General features: G+C 45.1%; 25 protein-coding genes. 6 read left to right on the top strand and 19 right to left on the bottom strand.

Annotation, left to right across the window (positions count from 1 at the left end):
- Positions 1-12: 12 nt before the first annotated feature.
- Together BM101_RS04700 and BM101_RS04695 are read right to left on the bottom strand one after the other, a co-directional pair.
- A complete protein-coding gene (locus BM101_RS04700; RefSeq protein ID WP_087032008.1) occupies positions 13-465 on the bottom strand; it encodes a YtxH domain-containing protein in 453 nt (150 codons plus the stop codon).
- 43 nt (positions 466-508) lie between these two features.
- The gene (locus tag BM101_RS04695) at positions 509-964 is read right to left on the bottom strand and encodes a DUF948 domain-containing protein (RefSeq protein WP_087032011.1); all 456 of its coding nucleotides are present in this window, start codon (positions 962-964) and stop codon (positions 509-511) included.
- A gap of 259 nt (positions 965-1,223) precedes the next feature.
- Between BM101_RS04695 and BM101_RS04690 the strand changes: the two genes are divergently transcribed.
- On the top strand, positions 1,224-2,129 hold the full coding sequence (locus BM101_RS04690) for a mechanosensitive ion channel family protein (RefSeq protein ID WP_087032013.1): 906 nt from the start codon (positions 1,224-1,226) through the stop codon (positions 2,127-2,129).
- 186 nt (positions 2,130-2,315) lie between these two features.
- On the opposite strand, the gene cbpB is transcribed toward BM101_RS04690, so the two are convergent.
- From cbpB to racE, 4 genes are all read right to left on the bottom strand, one after another.
- Positions 2,316-2,804, bottom strand: a complete 489-nt coding sequence (gene cbpB / locus BM101_RS04685) for a cyclic-di-AMP-binding protein CbpB (RefSeq protein WP_087032016.1) — start codon at positions 2,802-2,804, stop codon at positions 2,316-2,318.
- Positions 2,805-2,919: 115 nt separating this feature from the next.
- Positions 2,920-3,435 carry a metallophosphoesterase gene (locus BM101_RS04680; RefSeq protein WP_087032019.1) on the bottom strand — a complete coding sequence of 172 codons (516 nt, stop codon included), beginning with the start codon at positions 3,433-3,435 and terminating at the stop codon, positions 2,920-2,922.
- Entirely contained in the window at positions 3,435-4,058 is a 624-nt protein-coding gene (locus BM101_RS04675) for an XTP/dITP diphosphatase (protein ID WP_245825638.1), read from the bottom strand. The genes BM101_RS04680 and BM101_RS04675 overlap by 1 nt, the downstream gene beginning before the upstream one ends.
- A gap of 21 nt (positions 4,059-4,079) precedes the next feature.
- On the bottom strand, positions 4,080-4,895 hold the full coding sequence (gene racE, locus BM101_RS04670) for a glutamate racemase (RefSeq protein ID WP_087032025.1): 816 nt from the start codon (positions 4,893-4,895) through the stop codon (positions 4,080-4,082).
- A 225-nt stretch (positions 4,896-5,120) separates the two neighbouring features.
- On the opposite strand from racE, the gene BM101_RS04665 reads away from it, so the two are divergent.
- Together BM101_RS04665 and BM101_RS04660 are read left to right on the top strand one after the other, a co-directional pair.
- Complete coding sequence (locus BM101_RS04665; RefSeq protein WP_087032027.1) at positions 5,121-5,432, top strand: hypothetical protein; 312 nt, start codon at positions 5,121-5,123, stop codon at positions 5,430-5,432.
- Positions 5,433-5,788: 356 nt separating this feature from the next.
- Complete coding sequence (locus BM101_RS04660) at positions 5,789-6,214, top strand: DUF2507 domain-containing protein (protein ID WP_177194382.1); 426 nt, start codon at positions 5,789-5,791, stop codon at positions 6,212-6,214.
- An 84-nt stretch (positions 6,215-6,298) separates the two neighbouring features.
- Here BM101_RS04660 and BM101_RS04655 read toward each other — a convergent pair whose 3' ends face one another.
- From BM101_RS04655 to zapA, 5 genes are all read right to left on the bottom strand, one after another.
- Positions 6,299-6,856 carry an NADPH-dependent FMN reductase gene (locus BM101_RS04655; RefSeq protein ID WP_087032140.1) on the bottom strand — a complete coding sequence of 186 codons (558 nt, stop codon included), beginning with the start codon at positions 6,854-6,856 and terminating at the stop codon, positions 6,299-6,301.
- 356 nt (positions 6,857-7,212) lie between these two features.
- Complete coding sequence (trxA, locus tag BM101_RS04650) at positions 7,213-7,524, bottom strand: thioredoxin (RefSeq protein ID WP_087032031.1); 312 nt, start codon at positions 7,522-7,524, stop codon at positions 7,213-7,215.
- 77 nt (positions 7,525-7,601) lie between these two features.
- The gene (locus BM101_RS04645) at positions 7,602-9,977 is read right to left on the bottom strand and encodes an endonuclease MutS2 (protein WP_087032033.1); all 2,376 of its coding nucleotides are present in this window, start codon (positions 9,975-9,977) and stop codon (positions 7,602-7,604) included.
- 92 nt (positions 9,978-10,069) lie between these two features.
- A complete protein-coding gene (locus tag BM101_RS04640) occupies positions 10,070-10,615 on the bottom strand; it encodes a CvpA family protein (RefSeq protein WP_087032034.1) in 546 nt (181 codons plus the stop codon).
- A gap of 8 nt (positions 10,616-10,623) precedes the next feature.
- A complete protein-coding gene (zapA, locus tag BM101_RS04635; protein WP_087032036.1) occupies positions 10,624-11,418 on the bottom strand; it encodes a cell division protein ZapA in 795 nt (264 codons plus the stop codon).
- A gap of 275 nt (positions 11,419-11,693) precedes the next feature.
- On the opposite strand from zapA, the gene rnhC reads away from it, so the two are divergent.
- A complete protein-coding gene (gene rnhC, locus BM101_RS04630; protein ID WP_087032038.1) occupies positions 11,694-12,629 on the top strand; it encodes a ribonuclease HIII in 936 nt (311 codons plus the stop codon).
- 110 nt (positions 12,630-12,739) lie between these two features.
- On the opposite strand, the gene pheT is transcribed toward rnhC, so the two are convergent.
- The 6 genes from pheT to BM101_RS04600 form a co-directional block, all read right to left on the bottom strand.
- Positions 12,740-15,154 carry a phenylalanine--tRNA ligase subunit beta gene (gene pheT / locus BM101_RS04625; RefSeq protein WP_087032040.1) on the bottom strand — a complete coding sequence of 805 codons (2,415 nt, stop codon included), beginning with the start codon at positions 15,152-15,154 and terminating at the stop codon, positions 12,740-12,742.
- Positions 15,155-15,158: 4 nt separating this feature from the next.
- A complete protein-coding gene (pheS, locus tag BM101_RS04620; RefSeq protein WP_087032042.1) occupies positions 15,159-16,205 on the bottom strand; it encodes a phenylalanine--tRNA ligase subunit alpha in 1,047 nt (348 codons plus the stop codon).
- A gap of 320 nt (positions 16,206-16,525) precedes the next feature.
- Entirely contained in the window at positions 16,526-16,855 is a 330-nt protein-coding gene (locus BM101_RS04615; protein WP_087032044.1) for a winged helix-turn-helix transcriptional regulator, read from the bottom strand.
- Positions 16,856-17,054: 199 nt separating this feature from the next.
- Positions 17,055-17,570, bottom strand: coding sequence for an HD domain-containing protein (locus tag BM101_RS04610; RefSeq protein WP_087032046.1), 516 nt, complete (start codon positions 17,568-17,570; stop codon positions 17,055-17,057).
- A gap of 120 nt (positions 17,571-17,690) precedes the next feature.
- A complete protein-coding gene (locus tag BM101_RS04605) occupies positions 17,691-18,446 on the bottom strand; it encodes a TrmH family RNA methyltransferase (protein WP_087032048.1) in 756 nt (251 codons plus the stop codon).
- Positions 18,447-18,564: 118 nt separating this feature from the next.
- A complete protein-coding gene (locus BM101_RS04600) occupies positions 18,565-19,872 on the bottom strand; it encodes a murein hydrolase activator EnvC family protein (protein WP_245825640.1) in 1,308 nt (435 codons plus the stop codon).
- Positions 19,873-20,155: 283 nt separating this feature from the next.
- Between BM101_RS04600 and BM101_RS04595 the strand changes: the two genes are divergently transcribed.
- Positions 20,156-20,332, top strand: coding sequence for a YjzC family protein (locus BM101_RS04595; protein WP_087032050.1), 177 nt, complete (start codon positions 20,156-20,158; stop codon positions 20,330-20,332).
- 152 nt (positions 20,333-20,484) lie between these two features.
- Here the strand turns inward: BM101_RS04595 and BM101_RS04590 are convergent, their stop codons facing one another.
- Positions 20,485-20,913, bottom strand: a complete 429-nt coding sequence (locus BM101_RS04590) for a GatB/YqeY domain-containing protein (protein ID WP_177194381.1) — start codon at positions 20,911-20,913, stop codon at positions 20,485-20,487.
- A 290-nt stretch (positions 20,914-21,203) separates the two neighbouring features.
- Between BM101_RS04590 and BM101_RS04585 the strand changes: the two genes are divergently transcribed.
- Entirely contained in the window at positions 21,204-21,572 is a 369-nt protein-coding gene (locus tag BM101_RS04585; RefSeq protein ID WP_087032054.1) for a PH domain-containing protein, read from the top strand.
- Positions 21,573-21,698: 126 nt separating this feature from the next.
- Here BM101_RS04585 and BM101_RS04580 read toward each other — a convergent pair whose 3' ends face one another.
- Positions 21,699-23,381 carry a PTS lactose transporter subunit IIBC gene (locus BM101_RS04580; RefSeq protein WP_087032056.1) on the bottom strand — a complete coding sequence of 561 codons (1,683 nt, stop codon included), beginning with the start codon at positions 23,379-23,381 and terminating at the stop codon, positions 21,699-21,701.
- Between the last annotated feature and the right edge of the window lie 2 nt (positions 23,382-23,383).

The following is a 23,383-nucleotide window of genomic DNA, read 5'->3' as shown; positions in this document are numbered from 1 at the left end:
GTGTGGGAATAATCAGATGTCTTCCACGATATCTTTGAACTCTTCAGCAGCTTCCTTTTTTTCAGCAGCAACCGCCGCAGCCTCTTCTTTCGTTTCTTCGGCGATAACAGAGGCAAACTCCTTCACGTCGGTAGCTTTTTCCTTAATATCATCTTTTGCTTTCTTCAAATCCTCACCGACGTGTTTTGACGTCTCCGTAAACTGCGTTTTAAGCGACTCTGTCGTATCCTTCAGATTGATCTTGATATCTTCGGTCGTCTCTTTGGCGACATCCATGAATTCATTTCCTTTTTCCACTGCGATATCGGCATAGTCGCGGGCAGTGTCCATCAGGTTGTTTATTTCGTCACTGATGTCTTCACGCAATTCCTTGCCTGGTTTAGGAGCGAATAACAATGCTGTGATGGCTGCCGCCGCTCCTCCGATGATTGCACCTAATACAAATCCGCCGTTATTTTTCGTCATAATAGTCATTCCCCTTTTTCTTTCATTATTTTATTTGCCTGAATTAATAAGTTTTGAATTCCGTATCCTTGGCTTCTTTTTTCGCTCGTCTTTGACGGTTCAATGCTGCCGCCGTTCTTCCAAGTTTTCCGATAGTCGAAGAAGATGAGGATTTTTTGCTGTTGCCTTTGAGAGCTACAGCCAAATGGCGGGTTGATTCGTTGACATCCGAAACGGTCACCCCCAAGTCCCCGATTGCGGTGAACAGAGGATCCGTCTTGCTGATTTTCCCGTTCAGATCATCAACCAGAGTGTTAGTTTTGTTCAACAATCCTTCCACTTCAATCGCTAAATGATCGACATCCTTCGTTATGACCGCCAAGCTTTTATTAGCTTCTTGGGCAATTTTTTCCACCTCGCCCAAAATGTCTGTGACTTTTCTTAATGTCAGAATAATGAATACTACCAAAACTGCAAAAGCAATTGCGGCGATTAACCCTGCTATCTCACCATATCCCATTTATCTTCTCACTCCTTTTTATCCATACCTTCTTTTGCCATGAAAGATGTATGGATGCCATCATTTCGTTATAATAAAATGATACCATAGACAATTGCTAGATTCCATTGAAAACCCTTTATTTCCAATCGGTTACCATTCTTTTATTTTTCAGTTGAATATTTCATTATTTAACCGAAACTTAAACGGAATGTCATTCTCATTTTCAAAAGTCTTTGCTACAATGGGAGCATAGTGTTTAGAAATGAGGTTTGTATATATGAACGAAGCAAGCATACAGGATAGTTCCCTCACCCAGGATGTCCTGAAAGAAGTTGTCGCATCGCCGAATGCTCTCATCAGATGGTGGGATAGCATTGATTGGGCAAACATAATCGGTATTCTGATTTCAAAGGGGCTCTCCTTATTCCTTCTTTTACTGGTCTTTTTCATCTTGAAACGTGCAGCCAGATATTTGCTGCGCCGCACGTTCAATAAACAGATTTTGACCAAACACGTCGCCCAGAACCGTTATACGACCATTTATAAAATCGTAGAAAACGGTTTGAACTATGTCTTCTTCTTTTTCCTGCTTTACGGCATCCTATCCATTCTGGGTGTGCCGATCGCTACCCTGTTGGCCGGTGCCGGAATCGCTGGTTTGGCGATTGGTCTTGGGGCACAGGAATTTATCAGCGACATCGTGAACGGATTTTTCATCATCCTGGAATCCCAGTTTGATGTAGGCGACCATGTCAGAATCGGAGAAATCGACGGGACTATCGTCAGCATCGGTCTGCGCACAACACAGGTGAAGAGTTTCGATGGTACCCAACACTTTTTGCCGAACCATACGATAACCATCATCAGCAACCTATCCCGAAACGATATGCGCGCCTTGGTGGATATTCAATTATTCCCGGATACCGATTTCGATAAAGTCAGTGCCACCATTCAAACGGTCAACGACCGCCTTGTGCCCCAACATCCTGAAATCGTCAAAGGACCCAATGTCATTGGCATTTTGGATAAGGGAAACGGGATGATCGCATACCGTGTCATCTTTTACACTTTGAACGGCGAACAATATCTTATCCAAAACTTGTTCCTGAAAAGCTACATGAATGCCTTGATGGCAGAAGGAATCCAAATTCCGACCCATCCCTTTACTTTCCCGGCAAAATGATCGCAGAGCGTCCGTTTATACGGGCGCTTTTTTTCGGAGAATACCCGCTCAGCAGTCTATTTTGGCAAACGGGCATACTCCCACTCCATGCCGAAAAAGGCTTCATTGTAAGGATCCGCTGATTTTCACGCTTATAAAAAAAACGGCACAACTCCCGCCTCGATGGTGGTGGTTGTGCCGCTTAGTCTATTTAACCTCTAAACTTTCTTTCTTCTCTAATTTATAGAGCTGATGGATGCTATGCACCAGATGGTTCACCCTGGTCAGAATCTCTTTGCGCGTGATGATCCCAACGAAGGTCCCATTTTCTTCGGTCACACACAAAAAATTGTGGTCTATCAACTTGTTCAGGATATCTTCCAGATCCGTCCATGGACGGATGGTTGGGACGTTGGGATCCATTACAGTCTCCACGGTGATGTTCTCCAGCTTGTCATAGCGGATGGCATCGATTTCGGTGATGGCATTGATGATCATCGGCATGGAAATAAGCCCTTTGATACGGGATTTTGAATCCAATACGGGGATGACCGAATATTTCACCTTGGAGAGAACTAAAAATGCATGATTCAGATTGTTGTTGTAGTGGACATTCGCAACGTCCGCGCTATCAATCATCAATTCTCCACAAGCTTTAGTGTCTAAAAGTATTTCTTCAATTTCTTTGCTTATCATTTCAGTTATTGCCCCCTTAAAGCTATCCTTCAATAATAATTATACGCTTCATTCCCCGGAATGATTGGGCCGGAGCGCATTATTAATGATTATTTAAGACTTACACGTGCAAATTTTAAATGAAGAAGCTCTGATTTAACGCAGCCACCGCTTTGTGTTGATCCGTATAATAGCTCACTGCCAGGCGGTTGTTTTCAATATCCACGATGCAATAGGTTTTTTCGCGGATCGGACCGCGGGGTTGGCTGATGCTTCCCGGATTGATGAAGACGATCCCATCTTCCTGCTCAGCCACAGGGACATGACTGTGGCCATAAAAAACAACCGACGCACCGTTCTGTTTTGCCTCCTGTTTCATTTTTTCATTCGAGGTTTTTACCGCATGGTGATGCCCGTGGAGCGTCAAGATTTTGCGATCACCTATAGTCAATACGAAGGAGTCCTTCAAACCAGGATCATAGTCGCAATTGCCGCGGACTGTCGTCATTATCTCCCAGATCAAATCGGAACTCTCTAATTCCGAATCGCCGCAGTGGACAAAATAGTCGACCTTGTTCACATATCGTTCCGCTAATTCGTTCAGGATGTCTTTTCTGCCGTGGCTGTCACTTACCGCAAGGATACGTACCATTATTCCACTTCCTTTTCCAACCACTCGGTCCAAACCTTTTCCAAATTCTTCAAAGCCATGGCACGATGACTGATGGTATTCTTCTCTAGACCGGTCAATTCGGCCATCGTTTTATTCAACGACGGGATGAAAAATAAAGGATCGTAGCCGAACCCGTTTTCGCCTTGGGGAAATTTCGCGATTTCACCCTCGATATCCCCTTCTACGACCAAACTTTCGCGTTCCGGGTGAGCCAAAACAAGCGTACAATGGAAATGCGCTTTTCTGGATGGATTGTCCAGGGCGCCCAGCATGGAAAGGACCTTCGCGTTGTTTGCGGCATCGCTCTTGTCTGCCCCTGCGAAGCGCGCCGAGACGACACCTGGCTGACCATCCAAGGCATCGATGCAAATACCGGAATCATCCGCTAAAACAGTCATATGCAATCGATTGGCAATGGTTTCCGCTTTCTTGCGGGCATTGGCCTCAAAAGTATAGCCGGTTTCTTCCACGTCCTCTATTTCAGGATAGTCCAACAAGGTCATGACTTGATAGCCCTTCGGTTCAAACAGAAGGGAAAAATCTTTCGCCTTTCCGGGATTCTTTGTTGCAATCAGTATTCGTTTCGGTTCTTCTGTGTTCATATTATTCTCCATTCTTTTTCGTCAATCGTTAGTTTGTAAATTTACTTTTTCTACTGTTAAGTGGCTGCTTTCAAGCCAGGTTTCCGCTATTTCAGAGAATAGTTTAGGCGATCCGGTTGTATAAAACTTGTGCTCCGACGCTGTTTTATTATGGGAGCTCTCTGCTAGATGGAAGTAATCCAACAAGGTACTCACTTCAGAGATCGTTTCTGCTCCGGAATCGATGAGCGTAACATTGGGCCCCATCACATTCTGGATAAGGGGGCTCAGCAAAGGATAATGTGTACAGCCCAAAATCAGCGTGTCCACTGATTCCTTCAAGAGTGGCTGCAAAGTCTCGGCCACTACTTTTTTAGCGATGGAACTGTTGAATTGATTGCTTTCCACCAACGGAACGAACTTCGGACAGCTCATGCTGATCACTTCGATGGTGTTATCCTTCTCTTTGATGGTGTGTTTATACACATTGCTGTTGATGGTGCCTTTCGTTCCGATTACGCCGATGCGGTGATTTTTTGAATGCTTGATTGCCGCTCTGCTGCCCGGGTTGATGACCCCTATAACGGGGATGTCCACCCCTGCGCGGATCGTCTCAAGCGCGGCCGCAGTCGCCGTGTTGCAGGCAATCACCAGCATTTTGATGTCTTTTTCCAAGAGGAAATTCGTCATTTCCCAAGTGAATTGGACCACTTCTTCTTGCGGTCTTGGGCCGTAAGGGCATCTTGCCGAATCCCCTAAATAATAAATTGATTCATTCGGCAATTGTTTCATCGCCTGTTTTACGACAGTCAAGCCGCCGACACCTGAGTCAATAAACCCGATTGCTTTTTTACTCATTCAGTAACTTCCTTTTTTGTTCTATATGCTTTATTTTACCCTATGTTTCATTAATAGTGTTTAAAATGAACGAAAATTTAATCTAATTTATTTATTGCTCTCTCACTATAGTAAATATTCGGCGGATTTGCGCGCCTGTGTTAAAATGTAACCAAATAGTAATGTATCCTTGAGTAATTAGCTACTGATAAAACATCAGCCGCATCCACGAAGGGGGGGAACGACGTGAACTATCAATCGCTCGTAATCGTAACCAACAAAGGGCTAACGAACAATGTCTTCAAATATGCGGACGACATCGGGCCTTATTGCGGATCCGTGGTTACCGGCCGTGGCTCCGGTTCCAGCGGGAACAAAAAAATGTTCCCGGTACAATGGGAACCCGAAAAAGAAATAGTGTTTCTCATCAGTCCGGAAGCGGATACCGAAGAACGCATCAAAAAAATCGCTGATAAAGTGAAGCTCACTGCTCCCGGTAACGGAATCCTTTTCGGGTTCGCAATCAAAAGAGTTCACGGCTTTTCAAAGCCTACCTGACAGGTGCGGAACCTCGAGCGCATCCGCCGCTAAAAATCGTTACAACCACTGCGATGGCCGTAACGATTTTTAGTTTTTACCGGTCTGTCATCTTCCGGATAGCTTCCGTTGATCCTCCTCATTTTTCCAATCGGAAAGATACTTAAATACAGGCAAAAGCAACAAGATCAGTCCTATCATCTTTCTCAAATTCCTCATAACGCTCTTCCTTTCGTTTTGAAATGAAACGTCCACTACGTTTATTATGCCTGATAACAGTAAAAAAGGCCATCCAAAGGCATGCAATGAAAATAATATCTATGCTGGTTAAAAAATTTGTGTATAATAAAGGATACTAGTAAAGGAGGATGTCCACGTTGAATCCTGAAAATGAGAACGCACATATTATCGACAATGAGCATTTTTCCTATCTGCTGATCAGAGACTACCTATTGGGAAATATTTTAGGTGAACATACAGATGAAATCTTATATTGGGCCGGAAAAGATTTAGCACGCCAATTCCCACTGAAAGATAAACAGGATGTCTATGAAGCGATGATCTATTGTGGTTTCGGAGAATTGGAGCTGCTGAAAAAAGACGAGAAGACCCAACAATATAGGCTGTCGAGCGACTTGATAACCGTTCGCCTCCAAAATGAAATGGCATCTTTCCAGCTCGAAGCCGGTTTTTTGGCTGAGCAGATACAACTGACCACCGGAATCCCTTGTGAAGCGAAATCCGAAATCATCATTGGGAAAAACAAGAAAAAAGATGTCATCATCACCATCTTCACGGAGTGACTCTGACGACATGGAAGCAAATAAATAACACAAAGAAGACCGTCATGCTCACCAGGCATGACGGTCTCTGTATGTTTGTACTGATTATCTGATTGTTTTTAAAGCGCCAGACCATTTGATTACTTCGTCAAACATAGCTGTTGCATTGCCTGCATGGTAATCGTTAGGAACGAAGTTGCTCATGTTTTCGAAGTCAGTCATCAATGAGAAGTTAACGGTTGTGTGAACCGTAGCGACGCTCAATTCCCCTAAGATGACACGCATGTTTTCGTGGGCGCGAGCGCCGCCTAAGCTACCGTATCCAACGAACCCGGCTGCTTTGTCAGCAACTTCAGGTTTCAAGAAATCCAATGCATTTTTCAGAGCGCCACCAACCGCATGGTTGTATTCAGGCGTGACGAAGATATAGCCGTCGAATGATGCGATTTTAGCGGACCATGCTTGGATGGCAGCGCCGGCTTCTGCTTGACGTTCTTCCGAAAGTTTAGCGCCCAATAATGGCAAATCGTAGTCCGCTAAAGCGACCATTTCGTATTCCACGCCTTCGTCGTTTCTTTTGACTGCGAAATCATGGATCCATTCTGTTACTGCTGCTGAGTTTCTTCCTTCACGTACGCTGCCTGAGATAATTCCGATTTTCATATTTAATTTCCCCTTTTCGTCTGTTTTTTCGATTTGATTTTTATTTCCAAATAAAGCATTACTGATTCGAGATATAAGAGTTGTGTTACCCAAGTTATTTCCTCCACTACTTTATTTTTTGCATCGAAGGAAGACCTTCAATTCTTCTTACGTTTCGTAAGTACATACATAGTATGACACAGACCGGAAAGTATTTCAAGTAAATTATTCGCGAATTCGAGATATTTTATTTAAAACTTACAAAAGCGTTGAGGAATAAATGTTTTCAGTATTATATTTTTTATCCGATTCAGTCTTCTTCAGACAATAAAAAAATCAATCGCATTTTCTGATGCGATTGATTTTTTGTTTTTCGTTTAGATATATTTATCGAGTACTTCTTCCAGCATTTCTTTTTGGTGAAAGCCTACCAATTTTTCAACGACTGCACCATCTTTTTTGATGATCAGCGTTGGGATGCCCATGATGCCGAATTTTTGTGGTGTTTGCGGATTTGCATCGACATCCATTTTAGCGAACGTTACTTTGTCGCCGATTTCCTCGTCCAACTCATCAATGATGGGGGATTGCATGCGGCAAGGGCCACACCAAGTTGCCCAAAAATCCACCAATATAATGCCGTCTTTTGTTTCCGTTTCAAAATTTGCATCTGTTAATACTTTTACCATTATTATTCTCCCCCTGGATGTTTCATTTTTATAAAATCTATTATAGCAGAGCCTTTTTTTATTTCCTAAAAATCTGCTTATCCTTTGAACGTGACGATGGTTGCACCGTTTCCGCCCGCATTCATGGGCGCGAACTCATATGATTTCACTTGCGGATGTCGTTTCAAGTATTCCGCAACGCCTTTCCGCAGGGCTCCAGTCCCTTTGCCATGGACAATGGTGACCTGCGGATAGCCGGCCAATAAAGCCGCATCCAGGTACTGATCCACTTCCGCCAGGGCCTCTTCATAACGTTGTCCCCGCAAATCCAGCTGCGGCGAAACATGGCTGGAAGAGGCGGACTTGATGGTCGCCATTTGTCTTTTCCGGTTCTGCGGTTGCGGTTCCTCTTTAATGATGCGCAGATCCGATTCCGGCAATTTCATTTTCATGATGCCCATTTGTACGACCCATTCTGCATTCCCTGTCTTTTCAACCAGCGTCCCTCTTTGCCCATAGGTTTCGGTGATGACCTCATCACCTACTTTGAACTGCTTCTTCTCTTTTTCTTTGCGCAATACCTTGTTCTTAGACAAGGATTCTTCCTGATGCAGCTTGTCGAATTGCTTGCGCAAGTCGATCAATTCGTGTTCCTTGACCGCGTTTTTTGCGCCCAGGTTCATTTGCATCTCTCGGATTTCCTGCAACAGGAATTCCGCCTCTTCTTTGGCGGTGGCGACCAGTTTATTCGCTTCTTTTTTGGCTTCCTCGATGACCTTCTCTTTGGACAGTTCCAGTTTTTCGTTTGCGGTTTTCAAATCTTCCAGCAACGCATCGGATTCCTCCAGCTGTTTCTTCAAACGATTGGATTCCATTTCGGTTACACGGCGTTTTTGTTCCAAATCGGCAATCATTTCATTCAGGTTTTGGCTATCGACATCGATGAAGCTTCGCGCTTGGTCTATGATGGGCGTTTTCAGGCCCAATCGTTTCGAAATATCGAAGGCGTTGCTTCGTCCGGGAACGCCTATCTGCAGCCGGTAGGTCGGTGCGAGTGTATCCACGTTGAATTCCATGCTCGCATTGATGGTTCCGGGGCGATTGTAGCCGTATGCCTTCAATTCGGGATAGTGCGTTGTCGCCATCACGTAGCTGCCGATGCCGCCGATGTAATCCAAGATCGCGATGGCAAGGGATGCCCCTTCCTGCGGATCCGTACCGGAGCCTAACTCATCCAGCAACAGCAAGCTCTTGTCATCGATCTGGTTAAGGATGGAGACGATATTTGTCATGTGCGAAGAGAATGTACTCAAGCTCTGCTCGATGGATTGCTCATCACCGATGTCCGCAAATATTTCCGTGAAGATGCCGATCTGGCTGTTCTCGTTTGCAGGTATCTGCAGACCGGATTGCCCCATCATTTGGATGATCCCCAGCGTCTTCAGCATGATCGTCTTCCCGCCGGTATTCGGCCCCGTGATGACAATAGCCTGGTATTCCTCACCGAGGATCAAATCATTCGGGACAACCTCCGTTTGGTCGATCAACGGGTGCCGCGCTTGCCAAATCGCGATATGATTTTCGGCGCTGATGATGGGTCTGGTCCCCTTCAGCGATTCCGCATAACGTGCTTTCGCATTGATGAAATCCAATGTCGCCAAGACTTCGCTGTTCCGGTACAGTTCATGTGAAAAAGGCTCGATTTCCATCGACAACTCATAGAGAATGCGGTCTATTTCCGCTTTCTCCTTTGCGGCCAATTCACGCAGATGGTTATTCAGTTCCAATATCGCTTGCGGCTCGATATAAAGCGTCTGGCCGGTTGAGCTTTGGTCATGCACGATGCCGCCGAATTGATTCCGATATTCCAGCTTCACAGGGATGACATAGCGATCGTTCCGGATCGTGACGATGGCATCGCTCAAATAAGCCGCCTTTTTCCCTCTGATGATGTCATCCAGTTTGGTGCGGATATTTTGTTCGCCCTGTTTGATTCCGGTCCGGATACCTTTCAGCACCGACGTAGCATCATTCAGTATCGATCCGTCTTCATAGACGGTGTCCTGAATCTTCCTGGTTATCTCCGGAAGGACAACGAGTTTGGCGATGATCTCATCCAGCACAAAGAATTCGATTTCGTTGTCTTCGAACCATTGGAAAAAATGGATGATTTCTTTCGTCGTCGTCAGCACACGGCCGATTTCGGCTATCTCTTTCCCGTTCAGCGTTCCGCCGATTTCCAGGCGCTTCAGATGGCTTTTGATGGATTTCAGCCGGGGCATCGGGATTCCGCCCTTCAGACGCAATACCTTTCTGCCGTCTTCCGTCTCGTCCTGTAGTTTCGCTACCTTTTCGGCATCGGTTTCGGGATGCAGCTGTTGAATTTTTTCTTTCCCTAAATCCGTAGCGGCAAATGCTTGGATTTGCTGTTTTATTTTTTCAAACTCTAGCGTCTTTGTTATTTTTGTATTCATTTTATTCTCTCCTAAAGAGGGCCTTTTCAAAAAAAGAGGGAACGATATAGTCCGCTATATTGTTCCCCTTTTTTCCTCGATTTGTATTGAAACTATTTGATGATGCCTACCCACCACTCATAGATGGCTTGTGAAATATAGGGCGTATCCGATACGATCCGGTAGGCCAATTCACTTTCGGAAAATTGTTGCTGGATGATGTCCACCGGTATCATGGATGCCAAAGTCAGCAACAAGAAGATGCCGATATATTGGATCAGGAATCCCAATATGCCGCCGCCAAGATTGTTGAGTGTCTTGATGATCGGTAAAAAAGCCAAGGAATTCAACATGCTGCCTACGATTCGCGTAACCAACCACCCAGCCGCCAAAATCAGGACAAAGGCTAACCCATTATAGAAAGCCTGATCCAATTTAAAGGAAACTTGCTCATTATAGAATACCAGCTTCTTGCCGAATTCGATGGAAGGATAGGGAACGAGCAAATTGATTTTATCGGCCACGAGCACATAGTAATTTTTGGCGATCACAAAAGACAGAATATAGCCTACAGTATAGACCACCTGCAGAATGAGTCCTCTTCTGACACCCGTATAGACTCCCCATAGTAAGAGGATAGCAATGATTATCGTAAGCATGTATTCACCTAATTTCTGTTGTGGTTTTCGATATGTTTATTTTCATTCTTCATCCTGTTTTTTGTGTAAGGAGGCATATTGTTGTCATTTTCCTGCCGTATGGCTCTGGCTGCCAGGACATTGCTGCTTTGCTGCGCTTTTTTCAAGGTAGCTTCGGAAGCCGTTGTCGTTCTGTTCAGTTTTGAGTTGGAAGCACTGGCAACGCTTGGTTGTATTTGAACCGCGGAGCGCGCAGCCTGTTGCAGCTCCGTAACCGTTGCCGGTGTAGCCACAATCTTTTCCGACTTGCTGAATTGATTGGTTTGACTTGTTGCGGTCGCATGCGATGCGGTTGCTTTGCTTGCTTCAACTTCTGACTCTGCCTTCACTTTCGGCTCAGTCGCTGTCTTTGCGCCTTCTTCTTTGTTGACCTGTTCAGAAATATTTCTCGGTGCGGCAGCAACGATTGCTGTTTCCCCTTCATGCTCTTCATTGGGTATTTCCGGTTGCAGCTGCGTTTCGGCAATATCGCTGGTTGCAGTTTTTTGCATTTTCGCTTCCTTCAATTCCTCTTCCAATGCGGCAATCTTCGCTTTCAGTTCCTCGATTTCCAATTGTTTCGTGATTTGATCGGATACCGCATTGACGGCCACCAATATTCCGCGCTCTTCTGCTCCGAGCATGGGTGCGGCTTCTTTTATTTGATCCAATTGTTTATTTACCAGCCCTGATACGGCGGTTAAATGGTCAGCCGATTTATTGCCTACAATCGTATAGGTCTTTCCCGCAATGATTGTTTTGAATCTTCTTTTGCTATCTGTCATTTCCTAAGACCTCCATCTGAAAACTATCTATTATATTTTAGCATTATATCCCTTTAATTGCAGTATAAACCTGCCCGTAAAGATGAAACGTTCCGTTGTTTAGCCTCACTTCACCTTTTTCGAACCTTTGGATTTGAAAGGACTATTGTTCGCCCAAATCTGATGAAGTTCCCTTGGCGCTATGATAGAATAGATAGGAAAGCTATTGCCGCGTCCAACACAGGATACCTTTCTTTAGGGATTGCAAGAAAAATACTTGGATAAAGGATGAAAAAATGTCTACTATTGTATTGAAAGTAACGGCCGCCGATTTGCAGAAAATGGCCAATTTTTATAAAAATGAACAAGTGAAAGCTGTACCCTACAGCGTCTTCACCGCCAAAAAGAACCAGACCTCCATTACCGGCTATACTTCCGGAAAAGTCCTGTTCCAGGGGCAAAATGCCGAAGCGGAGGCAAGCCGTTGGAGCGCTGATTCCTCCCTTCCGAATGCTAAAGCCAAAGCTTCCGGCAGCACTGCCCAGCCGAAAAGCGGACTCCCTGCCGGTTTTGCCGATTGGTCCGTCATCGGCAGCGACGAAGTCGGAAACGGCAGTTATTTCGGGCCGCTGACCGTCAGCGCAGTCTATGCCCCCGCTGATAAGTTGCCTTTGTTGAAAAAAATGGGTGTCCAGGATTCGAAAGCTTTGACCGATGTGCGCATCATCAGCATCGCCAAAGAGCTTTTGAAGACCGTACAATGTACAGTCATCAACGTCATGCCGGAAAAGTATAACGCCGTCCAGCCGACGATGAGCCAAGGCAAGATGAAGGCTATGCTGCATAACCAGGCCTTGGGCAACCTGCTGAAAAAAATTGCGCCGGAGAAGCCGCAGGCACTCCTGGTCGACCAATTCGAGTTGCCTTCCACCTACTTCAAGCATATCGCCGATCAGAGCGAACAGGTAAAGGAGAACATCTTTTTCCAGACCAAGGGCGAATCGCACCATTTGGCCGTCGCGGCGGCTTCCATCATCGCGCGTTATTACTTCTTGAAGACGCTCGATGAGATGACCGCTGCTTCGGGATTCCGGATTCCGTCCGGCGCCGGTGCCAACGTCGATCTGGTGGCTGCCGAAATGTATCGCCAGGGAGGCATGGAAGAACTGAACAAATATACGAAACTGCATTTCGCCAATACCCAAAAGGCGATCCGTCTAGCAGCTAAATAATCAGCAATCGAAATAGCATCCCACCCGGTCATTTGACTGGGCGGGATGCTATTCTTTGTTTTGTGTATTTATTCAGTGGCTGGCGCCGGAATCCAGGCGAGGCTGTTTCCTTAACGGATTGCAGCGCCGCATTCTGTTTCCAGTGCCGCAACCAATTTGCTGAAGGCTTTGTTGATGTCTTCGTCGACCAAGGTAGCCTCCGGGTTCAGGAATGATAAGGAATAGGCAACCGATTTCTTGCCGTCTTCGATTCCCTTGCCTTGATAAATGTCGAATAGATGGACATCTTTCAGGAACTTACCGGCATTTTCAGTAATGGTCTTGACGATCTGTTGGTGAGTCACTGTTTCGTCGACCAATAAGGCGACGTCACGTGTCACACCCGGATATTTCGGGATAGGTTGTTGCGTAATGGTTTCCTTCGGTGCGTCGATAATCACCTCGAAGTCAATTTCAAATGCATACGTTTCTTTCAAGTCATAGGCATCCGCGGTAGCCGGATGAATTTGTCCAACGTAGCCGATGTAGGCATCGTTCAAATAGATGGCGGCTGTTCTGCCCGGATGCATCCATTTCAAATCCTTCACTGCTTCGTAACGGATGCGGGCAGTCAAGCCCATCGCTTCGAAGTAGCCATCCAACACGCCTTTGGCATGGTAGTAATTCACTGGTTCAGCGGCTAATTGCCAGTCTTTTTCGTAAGCCATGCCCGTCATCACGCCTGCCAGCCGTTCCGATTCGATCGGCAAGACTTGGTCCTCTGAATGGAAGAAGACGCGCCCGATTTCATAGAATTGGATATCGTTATTTTTGCGCGCTACGTTGTAGGAAGCATTGTCCAGCAACGTGCTCAACAAGTTCATGCGCAGGGTGCTGCGGTCTTCACTCATCGGCCAAGCCAAACGGATGCCTTCTTTGCCTTCGACTGAGTATTCTTTCGCTTTCTCAGCTGTGGTCAATACATAGCTGATGTTTTGCGTCAAGCCAGCACCTTCCATGTATCTTCTGGTGATGCGCATCGTGTGTTGTTTTGAAGTCAAAGCGGTCGGCACAGCCGGCGTCACCGGCAAAGTTTCCGGAAGGTTATCATAGCCGTAGATGCGGGCAACTTCTTCCAGGATATCGGCATAGATGAAGATATCCCATCTTCTTGGCGGTACGGAAACGATGAAGGTTTCCCCATCAAAGGTGGAACCGAAGCCCAGTTGATTGAAGATGTTTGTCACTTCTTGGCCGGAAATATCCGTTCCCAAAGAGCTGTTGATTTTGTCCAAGGTGATGGACACTTCTTTATCCTTCACTTCGACTGTGTCGAAAGAAGCCATCCCTTCGACGATCGTACCGCCTGCTAAGGCATGGATCAATTCAGCAGCGTGCTTTCCGGCTGCTTGGATCGTCGCGACGTTGATGCCTTTTTCGAAACGCGAGCTTGATTCGCTGCGCAAGTTGAATTTGCCGGCAGTCTTACGGATCGTTACGGGATTGAAGATGGCGGATTCCAAAGCGACAGTCACTGTTCCATCCGTGATTTCCGATTCCAATCCACCCATGACACCCGCTAAGGCAAGCGGTTCTGAACCGTTCGTGATCACGATGTTGTCTGCGTCCAATGTTCTTTCGACACCATCCAATGTCGTCATTTTTTCATTTTCTTTCGCTCTACGGACAACGATTTCTTTCGAGCCGATTTTATCGTAGTCAAAGGCATGCAGCGGCTGGCCGTACTCCAAAAGGATGTAGTTGGTGATGTCCACCACGTTATTGATCGGACGGATGCCGCCGTTCATCAATTTGATTTGCAGCCAAAGCGGGCTTTCTGCGATTTTAACATCCTTGATGACTTGGATATGATATGCAGGCGCATCTGTTTCGTCTCCAACGGTAACGGAGATATAATCGTTGATGTTTTCTGTTGTTTCTGAAACCGGAGCTTCAGGCAATTGCAATGCCTTGTTGTAGATGGCTGCGACTTCATAGGCAGAGCCGCGCATGCTCAATGCGTCTGCACGGTTCGGTGTGATGTCGATATCCAGGATGGCATCATCCAAACCTAACAAAGTGACAACGTCAGAGCCAGGAACGGAATCGGCCGGCAAGATGAAGATGCCGTCTGCATATTTTTTAGGGATGACACTTTCCGTGTAGCCCAATTCTTCCAATGAACAAATCATGCCATTGGATTCTTGGCCGCGCATCTTGCCTTTTTTGATTTTGGCATTGCCTGTGATTCTTGCGCCATGCAAGGCTACGATCACCTTTTGTCCTGCCGCTACGTTTGGTGCACCGCAGACGATCTGGATCGGTTCTCCCGCGCCGACATCCACTTGGCAGACATGCAGATGGTCCGAATCGGGGTGGTCAACAACAGCCAACGTTTCCCCGACAACGATTTTTGACAAGCCTTTGCCCGGATAGATGACGTCATCCACTTCGATACCGGTACGGGACATTTTTTCGGCTAATGCATCTGGTGTTACATCGGATAAATCTAAATATTCTTTTAACCATTTATAGGATACTTTCATTGTGTTACTCCTTTACATCGAATTGACTTAAGAAACGGATATCGTTTTGGTAGAAGTGACGGATGTCATCAATACCATATTTCAACATCGCTACACGTTCTTGGCCTAGACCAAAAGCGAACCCGGAGTATTTCGTAGAGTCAATTCCAGACATTTCTAAAACATTGGGATGGACAATACCTGATCCCAGGATTTCGATCCAGCCGGTGTGCTTGCAGACATTGCAACCTGCGCCGCCGCACTTGAAGCAGCTGACATCCACCTCAACAGATGGTTCCGTGAACGGGAAATAGCTTGGGCGCAGACGGATTTCACGTTCTTCGCCAAATAGCTTCTTAGCGAAAACTGCAAGCGTCCCTTTCAAATCAGCCAAAGTGATGTTCTTCCCGATGACCAAACCTTCGATTTGATGGAATTGGTGGGAATGCGTCGCATCATCGCTGTCGCGGCGGTAAACTTTACCCGGGCTGATCATCTTCAATGGTCCTTTTGAAAAATCATGTTTTTCCATCGTTCTCGCTTGCACAGGCGAAGTATGCGTACGCAGCAAGGTTTCTTCCGTGATATAGAATGTGTCCTGCATATCGCGGGCTGGATGATCTTTCGGCAAATTCATCTTTTCAAAGTTGTAGCTGTCTTCTTCAACTTCCGGTCCGTCGACGATTTGGTAGCCCATCCCGAGGAACAGGTCTTCGATTTCTTCATTTATTTGCGTCAATACATGGGTTGTCCCTTGAGCGATTTTTTTCCCGGGCAAGGTCACGTCAATCGTTTCAGCAGCCATTTCTGCTGCCATTTTTTCTGTTTCAAGCAGCTCTTTTTTCGCTTGGATGGCAGCTTCCAGATCATCGCGCAATTCATTGGCGAGCGTTCCGATGAGCGGTCTTTCTTCAGGAGAAAGGTCTTTCATCCCCCTTAAAGCTTCTGTGATGGGACCTTTTTTCCCCAAATAGGAGATGCGGATCTGATTCAATGCCTGCAGATCCCCCGCATCAGCAATTTGTTGCAATCCATCTATACGTAATGTTTGTAATTTCTCTTTCAATTCCATGTCCTGTCTCCTTCTCTTAAAATGCAAAAAAATCCCATCCCTGGTAAGGGACGAGATTTTTCGTGGTACCACCCTTGTTTCGCTAAAAAAGCGACACTTCATTTGCATAACGGTAATAAACCGGAACTTTATTCATTGCATCCGCAAATCCCAAAGTCAGCTCAAGGAGTGAAAATCGCTACCTGCTTTTATAAGGACTCGCAGTCATTGGCCCTTATTCCCTGCAAAAAAGCATGTGATACCGATACTTCCTGTCATCGCTTTTACTATTCATTTTTATACTATAACAGTGTAACCAGAAAAAAAGTTCTCGTCAAGACTTAACATGAAATCCATTTGTCAGACCATGATTGGACTTCCACCATTACTGTATTCAAATCTTTCCCTTTTTCGGACAAACCATACATCACCTTGATTGCTGCCGCAGGGTTCTCCGTGCGGATGACAATTCCTTCTTCTTCCAGCTCTTTTAAGCGTTCAACTAATACTCGGTCACTTACGTTAGGTATTTGTTCGGCCATTTCCTTGAATCTCTTATCTCCATCGATTAAAACTTCAATAATTAAGCCGGTCCATTTCTTCCCTAAAATAGAAAATGTTTTTTCGAATTTTGGGCAAATACATTTTTTCACTTCTAGTGTCTCGTTCAATCTTCTCACCTCTTTGACCTATTATAAACACAGGTATTTCCTCTGTCAAAGGGAATGTGCCCTTTGTCACAAAAAGTTTACAAAAAATAAGTGTACGCTGTTCCGCGAGGCCGTCCCCGCAACACCTTTCCTAAGTGGATTTATCATGAAAAAAGAGCCCGGACAACGTCTCGGGCTCACAAATGTTTAAGTCATTAGGTCAGGCGTTGAAGCTATATTTGATGGATTCCCATCTTGAACGGAAAAATTTGGCTGTCTTTTGCTTCAAAGGCACAATCACTTCTTCACAAGCGCAGTATTTATCCACGAAGGTTACGACAAAGCTTTCCTTATATTTCGGCAAGGCGATCGTCGCCAGCCACATATGTTTGATGATGATGTCCTTTTCCAACTCTGAAAGTACCGTGAGCTTTTCGGCATTCGCACAAGCGATACGAGGGTGCATATAGGCATGGGTCCCTTCAGCGAATTTTGTCACGCGCCAATCGTGGTAGAACAGATCATGCAGCAGACCCGCTCTTGCAGTCGCTCTTGCATCCATCCCATATTTCCTGGCGATGCAAAAACTGTAGTAGGACACAGAGATCGAATGTTCCAGACGTGTGCTGTAGACGTGCTGTATATAATCATCCAACTTTTGAACTTCTTCACGTTCCAACAGATCAGAGACATGAGACATGTACTCGCTATCTTGTTGCCATTTTTGCATATTCATTCCAGGACTCCCTTTTCGTATAATACGGCTTCATTATACATCTTTTATAAGGGATGAAAAGCCCTTTAATAAATTCTTATAAAAAGTCATGGAATCATCATCGATATGAAATAATATCGCTTATAAGAAATGATACATCAGGATGCCGGCCGCCACCGCGACGTTCAAAGACTCCGCTTCCCCTATAATCGGAATGTAGAGATTTTTATTCGTCAGTGCCAATACGGCTTGTGAAACGCCATTTCCTTCGTTGCCCATAACGAGCGCCAAATCTGCGGTAGCTGCTACCGTGCGGTAATCGACGGCCTCTTCATTCAATTCCGTCCCATAGACCGGGATTTCTCTCTCCGCCAGTTCCGGGATCACGTCAAGCAAATCCAAGCGATGGATCGGGATATGGAAGTGGCTCCCCTGCATGGAGCGCAGGACTTTATCGTTATAGGGGTCAACCGAGCCTTCGCCAAAAATGACGCCCGCATACCCTGCCGCATCGGCCGTTCTGACGATGGTGCCGGCATTGCCTGGATCTTGGACCTGATCCAATAAAAGATATTTCCCTTTATATTCCAAGTCTTTTTCTTGCACCGGCATCGCCAAAATACCGATGACACCTTGCGGGGTTTCCGTTTGGGCAAGACTGTTCATGATTTCCTCAGAAACAAGGATTACCTTGGCCTCATCAAGCGGAAATTGCGATTGTTCGTAATAATCTTCCGTCATCAGAATTTCTTTGATGTCCGCTTTATATTTAAAAGCTTCCTTCAATAGGTGCGTTCCCTCTATTAAATAGGAACCCGCTTCTCTTCTTCCTTTGCTTGTATGTAATTTTTTCCATTGTTTCACTTTTTGGTTTTTTGCCGATAGAATTTTTTCCATTTTCCCTGCTCCTCAATTCATCATGTCTCCATTATAACCCAAACGACTAAACATTTTGTTCAGCAATTAAAAAAAGAGATTGGGGGCATCCCCAACCTCTTCGTCATTTACCGATTCATTAACCGCCGATGTAGTTCAACGGATCCACTAAATTGCCATTCTCATGGACTTCAAAATGAAGGTGGACACCGGTTGAATCTCCTGTCGTACCCATTACACCGATTTGTTGCCCTTGGCTGACCGTTTGCCCTGGCGCCACCAACAAACCTGGCTGCATGTGAGCATATAGCGTTTCAACGGTCACGCCGTTGATGATGCCATGATTGATCACTACATAATAACCGAAACTTGGATGATACGTTGCTGTTACAACTGTCCCAGCTTGTGCTGCGGAAATGGCTCCGCCTCCCGCGATATCTTGTCCTCTATGCAATTCATAGGCACCAGTGATTGGTGATAGACGGTATCCGAACGGAGAAGAATAATATCCGCTGGCCGGTTTTATGAAACCACTTGAGTTAACGGTATAACTACTTGTTGGAGTAGTCGTCGGTGCAGCAGATGCCGTCAATTTATTCGCTGCTTCTGCTTGTGCGGCTGCGGCAACGGCGGCTTGTGCGGCCGCTTGTTCAGCAGCTGCTTTCTCAGCGGCAATCCGTGTTTCCTCGGCAACCATATCAGCACTGATTGATTCCGTTTGAGCTGCCAAATCAGCTTTCGTTGATTCTAAACTGCTCTTTTCCGAATCGGTCAAGGCATAGTTTGTCATTACTTGTTCAATTTGGTTATCAATTTCCGCTTTTTGTGCTACGACATTGTTCTTGGAAACCAAAATTTGTTGTCTCAATGTTTCCGCTGCAACTTTTTCGTCTTCAACAGCTTTTTTATTGTCTTCCACTTTTTGTTTATCTGCTTCTTGTTGTTCAACAATGTCCTTATTGGCCGTTACGATTTTCGATACTACCGTTATTTTGCCGACAAGATCAGAGAAGTTCTCTGAAGATACTAAGAGGGTAGCTATATCGGACACGCCTGCATCGGTTTGGATGAAGCGCGCTTGCGTGTTTAATTTTTCTGTTCTTTGATCGATGACAACTTGCAATGCTTCAATTTCATTTTGAAGTTCTGCAATTTTAGCTTCCATCTCAGCTAATTTTTCTTCTTGTGCAGCTAATTTATTCATTAAATCGTTCAATTGATTTTGTAAATCATTCACTTTTGTTTGCAAACTTGCTTGTTCTGATTGCAAAGAATTCAAAGAATTTAATTTATCATTTATTTGGGATTGAATTGTGTCTGTTTGTTGTTGTAATTGCGTTTTTTGTTGTTGCATTTCTTCCATTGAAGCCGCTTGTGCAGTAAAGCCACCTGCTAATGGGCTAAGCAATAAGACTGAAGAGAACAACGCTATGTATTTTTTATTCAAGTAAACTTCTCCTCCTAATTGTGCTACAAGTAGTAGTATAACAGAAGAAAAATACTTTTCTGTAATAGAAATATGACAAATACATTTCAATTTGTTACAAAAGGAGGATTTTATCACATTATGATCGAAGACTCATCCAAAAAAAAACATATTACCCTTTCACAGAAAAGAAAATAGCCAATTAATTGATTGTTTGCGCTTTCAGTATTATACTTAAGGCGGTACATAGAGGATCAGCCTCTGCCATATTCAATCTCTACTATATAAAAGGAGGATAATCAAAATGAGAACTGCACTAACTGATCTGCATAAACCCGGGACAGATAATCTGCCTGCCGGAACGTACAAAGAAGTGGGCCCAAGAGGCGGGAAAATCACAGGCAGCAAACAAGTACATATCGATCAAGGCGATAGACTGCCGCCTACAACCAAAGCCGGCAATAAATGGCTTAAGGTTTAACTTCTGGCATTTGCAGCCAGATAGAAACGTATTTGACATAGCTCAAGCGGAGGCTGATTTTTGAAATACGTTGGTAATCATGTCGAAATATATCAGAAAAAGTGCGGGATATAATCATGGAAAATGATTACGTCCCGCACTTTCTCTTTGCATTATTTCAGTAACTCTTTGATGATCTGCGAAACCACTGCTTTGTCCGCTTTGCCATTCAATGCGCCCATGGCAAATTTCATCGCGTCCTTCAAGGCCATGGAAGGAACATTGTTCTCCTCCAAAAAGGAACGGATTTCATCTTCGTCCATCATCTTAGGGGTGTAGCTTTCTAAGATTGCTAATTTATTGTTGTTTTCTTCAATCAAATCTTCGCGGCCTACTTGTTTCGCATAAACGATGGCTTCGTTTGTTTTCTTGATGTCCTTCAGGAAAACATTGATTTGTTCGGCATCCGTCATGTCCCGTTTGTTGTCGATCAAAAAGGAATCATACTCGGTTTTGATGAGCCGCAAGACGTCCGCTTTCAGCGTGTCTTTGTCTTTCCTTGCCTGGATGAAGTCTTTGTTTACTTGTTCTTTCAATGTCATGATTGTTCCTCCTTCAAATTCCTCATGAATCCATTTTACGATTACTTCTTCTATTTTACAAATCGATTGTCTCTGATAACCCTGCCTCATGGTGAAACAGGGTCATAACCATACAGCATTGCGCCGACTAACCGTGTTAAAATTGCAGGAAGATCCCTCGAAGTTGCTTCTGCTACTATAACTGCACAAAAATGTATGATTTATCCCCAATATTTTCTGTTTATTGGAGTATAATAATAATGACGGCAATTGGTCTGCCGTGATGATTGATATACTGGAGGGAAAGATTAATGGCAGAAACAAATGCAATTTTAGCTTGGACGTTAATTAGTGAGTGTGCGATTCCAGAAGATGTGAATGATTTATTGGTATCAGGTGAAGAAGCAGTTGCCGCATATAAAACGTTGCGGGATAGTGCTATTTTTACGAACAAACGATTGATTATCAGGGATTCCCAGGGCTTGACAGGTAAAAAAATCGAAATCTATTCGCTGCCCTACTCTTCGATAAACATGTGGTCCACTGAGAATGCCGGGACATTTGATTTCAACTCGGAGGTTGAGTTATGGACCCGAGCAGGACATGTTAAAATCAATCTGAAAAAAGGTATCGATATTCGCAAATTCGATAAGCTTATCGCTAATGCAATCTTGAAATAACAACCCATCTAGCGGAATCATAAACATCGTTGAATCCCCATTGAATAAGCAAATAACAATCATCTCATTTTGCAACAAACAAAGAAACCAGCAACGGAATAGGTTGCTGGTTTCTTTGTTTGCTATTTAATAATGCTCCATGATAAAGTCGACCGCCAATTTCGGATTGCGCGTCAATTTAATGTATTCTGCACCTTTTGTCGGCAACAACTTAATCCCTAAACGGTCACTATCCTCTTTGATATCCTCATAATAGGAATTCACTTGTGGCGCTAAAACGATGACATCGTAATTTTGCATGATTTCATAGTGCGAACCATATGCTCCGGCAGCAGATTTGATCGGCACGCCGAATGTTTCCGCTCCTTCTCTCAATGCGTTCGCCAGCATAGCGCTTGTTCCTGCTCCTGCACATAGGACAAGAACATTGATATCTTTTTGATCCATTTCCGGTGCAGCTACAGCTTGCAACACCACTTCTTTTACCGGAGCCGGAGTTTCTGCAAGAATCTCTCCTTCTTCTTCGTTCAATTGTGAAGCTGCCAGCGCTTCCTCTTCCACCAAGACGGCGTCATACGCTTTAATGAACGGAAGGTAGATGATCGAATCGACTACGATCAGCAAGACGGATAATACGATGGCCAGGACCCCCATCCCGGTACCCAAGATGATTCCGATCGGCGCAGGCGTCGCCCAAGGCAACACATACATGAAGCTGTTCATACCCAAAACATCGACGAAGAATTTGAACGCCCAAACATTGATGATCGGCGCCAACAGGAATGGGATGAAGAAGTAAGGGTTCAAAATCATGGGTGCCGCGAAAAGTACAGGTTCGTTGACGCCGAATGATACCGGCACGAAGGAAGCTTTTCCTACCGCCTTCAATTGCTTGGATTTAGCGAACAGCATGAACAGGTACGGCACCACCAGCGTAGCACCGGTTCCGCCCATCGTTCCCAAAAAGTGACCCAACCCGGTAGTCAGCACATTGGAGGCATGTTGGCCTGCCATATGCAGTTGCAGATTGCTTTCCACGTTGACGTAGATGATTGCAGCGATTGCCGGTTCCACGATGGAAGGTCCATGTACGCCGACGAACCAGAACAAAGCCATAGCGCCATAAATCAAGGCAAGACCAAGGTACCCATCCGCTGCACTGAACAACGGTTGCAATAAATGAATGATGGCTTCAGCAAACGAAACAGAGAACATTTGGCGGATGATTACGTCCAAGAGAGCGGCCGCAAAAACGGAAAAGGCAAAAGGAAAAACATCCTTGAATGTCTGGGCAATTGTCCCCGGCACTTCTTTCGGCATCTTGATCGTGATATTATGCAGAACGCAGAATTTGTAGATATTCACCGTCAAAAATGCCACGACGAAGGATACCAAAATCCCTTTTGTTCCCATGTAATCCATGGATATGCCGCCTTCGATCTGCGTGGTGGTCAATAACAGGAATCCGACGATAGCTGCAAGCATCGTGGAAGTAGCGTTGATGCGACGGTTGTCAGGCATTTTGCGGTTGACGGATTCGGTCAGGCAACGTGCAGTTGTGGCCGATACCAATAAACCGACGATCCCCATCGAATAGCCGTACACTTTCCATAACCAGGTAGAGACAGCTTCAGGCCAAGCATAGCCGAAAATCTCCGGCACTGCTGCGAACAGGATAAAGATACTGGAGAACAGGATCACCGGCATTGCGGTCAAGAAGCCATCACGGATGGCTCCAATATAGATGTTGCGCGCAATTTTATCGAATAGTGGTTTTCCCTTTTCAATCTGTTTGATTAGCGTATTCATCT

Origin of the sequence: Trichococcus palustris (genome assembly GCF_900114465.1) — a bacterium.
Classification (GTDB): domain Bacteria; phylum Bacillota; class Bacilli; order Lactobacillales; family Aerococcaceae; genus Trichococcus; species Trichococcus palustris.
This window is presented reverse-complemented; position numbering and strand designations above follow the sequence as displayed.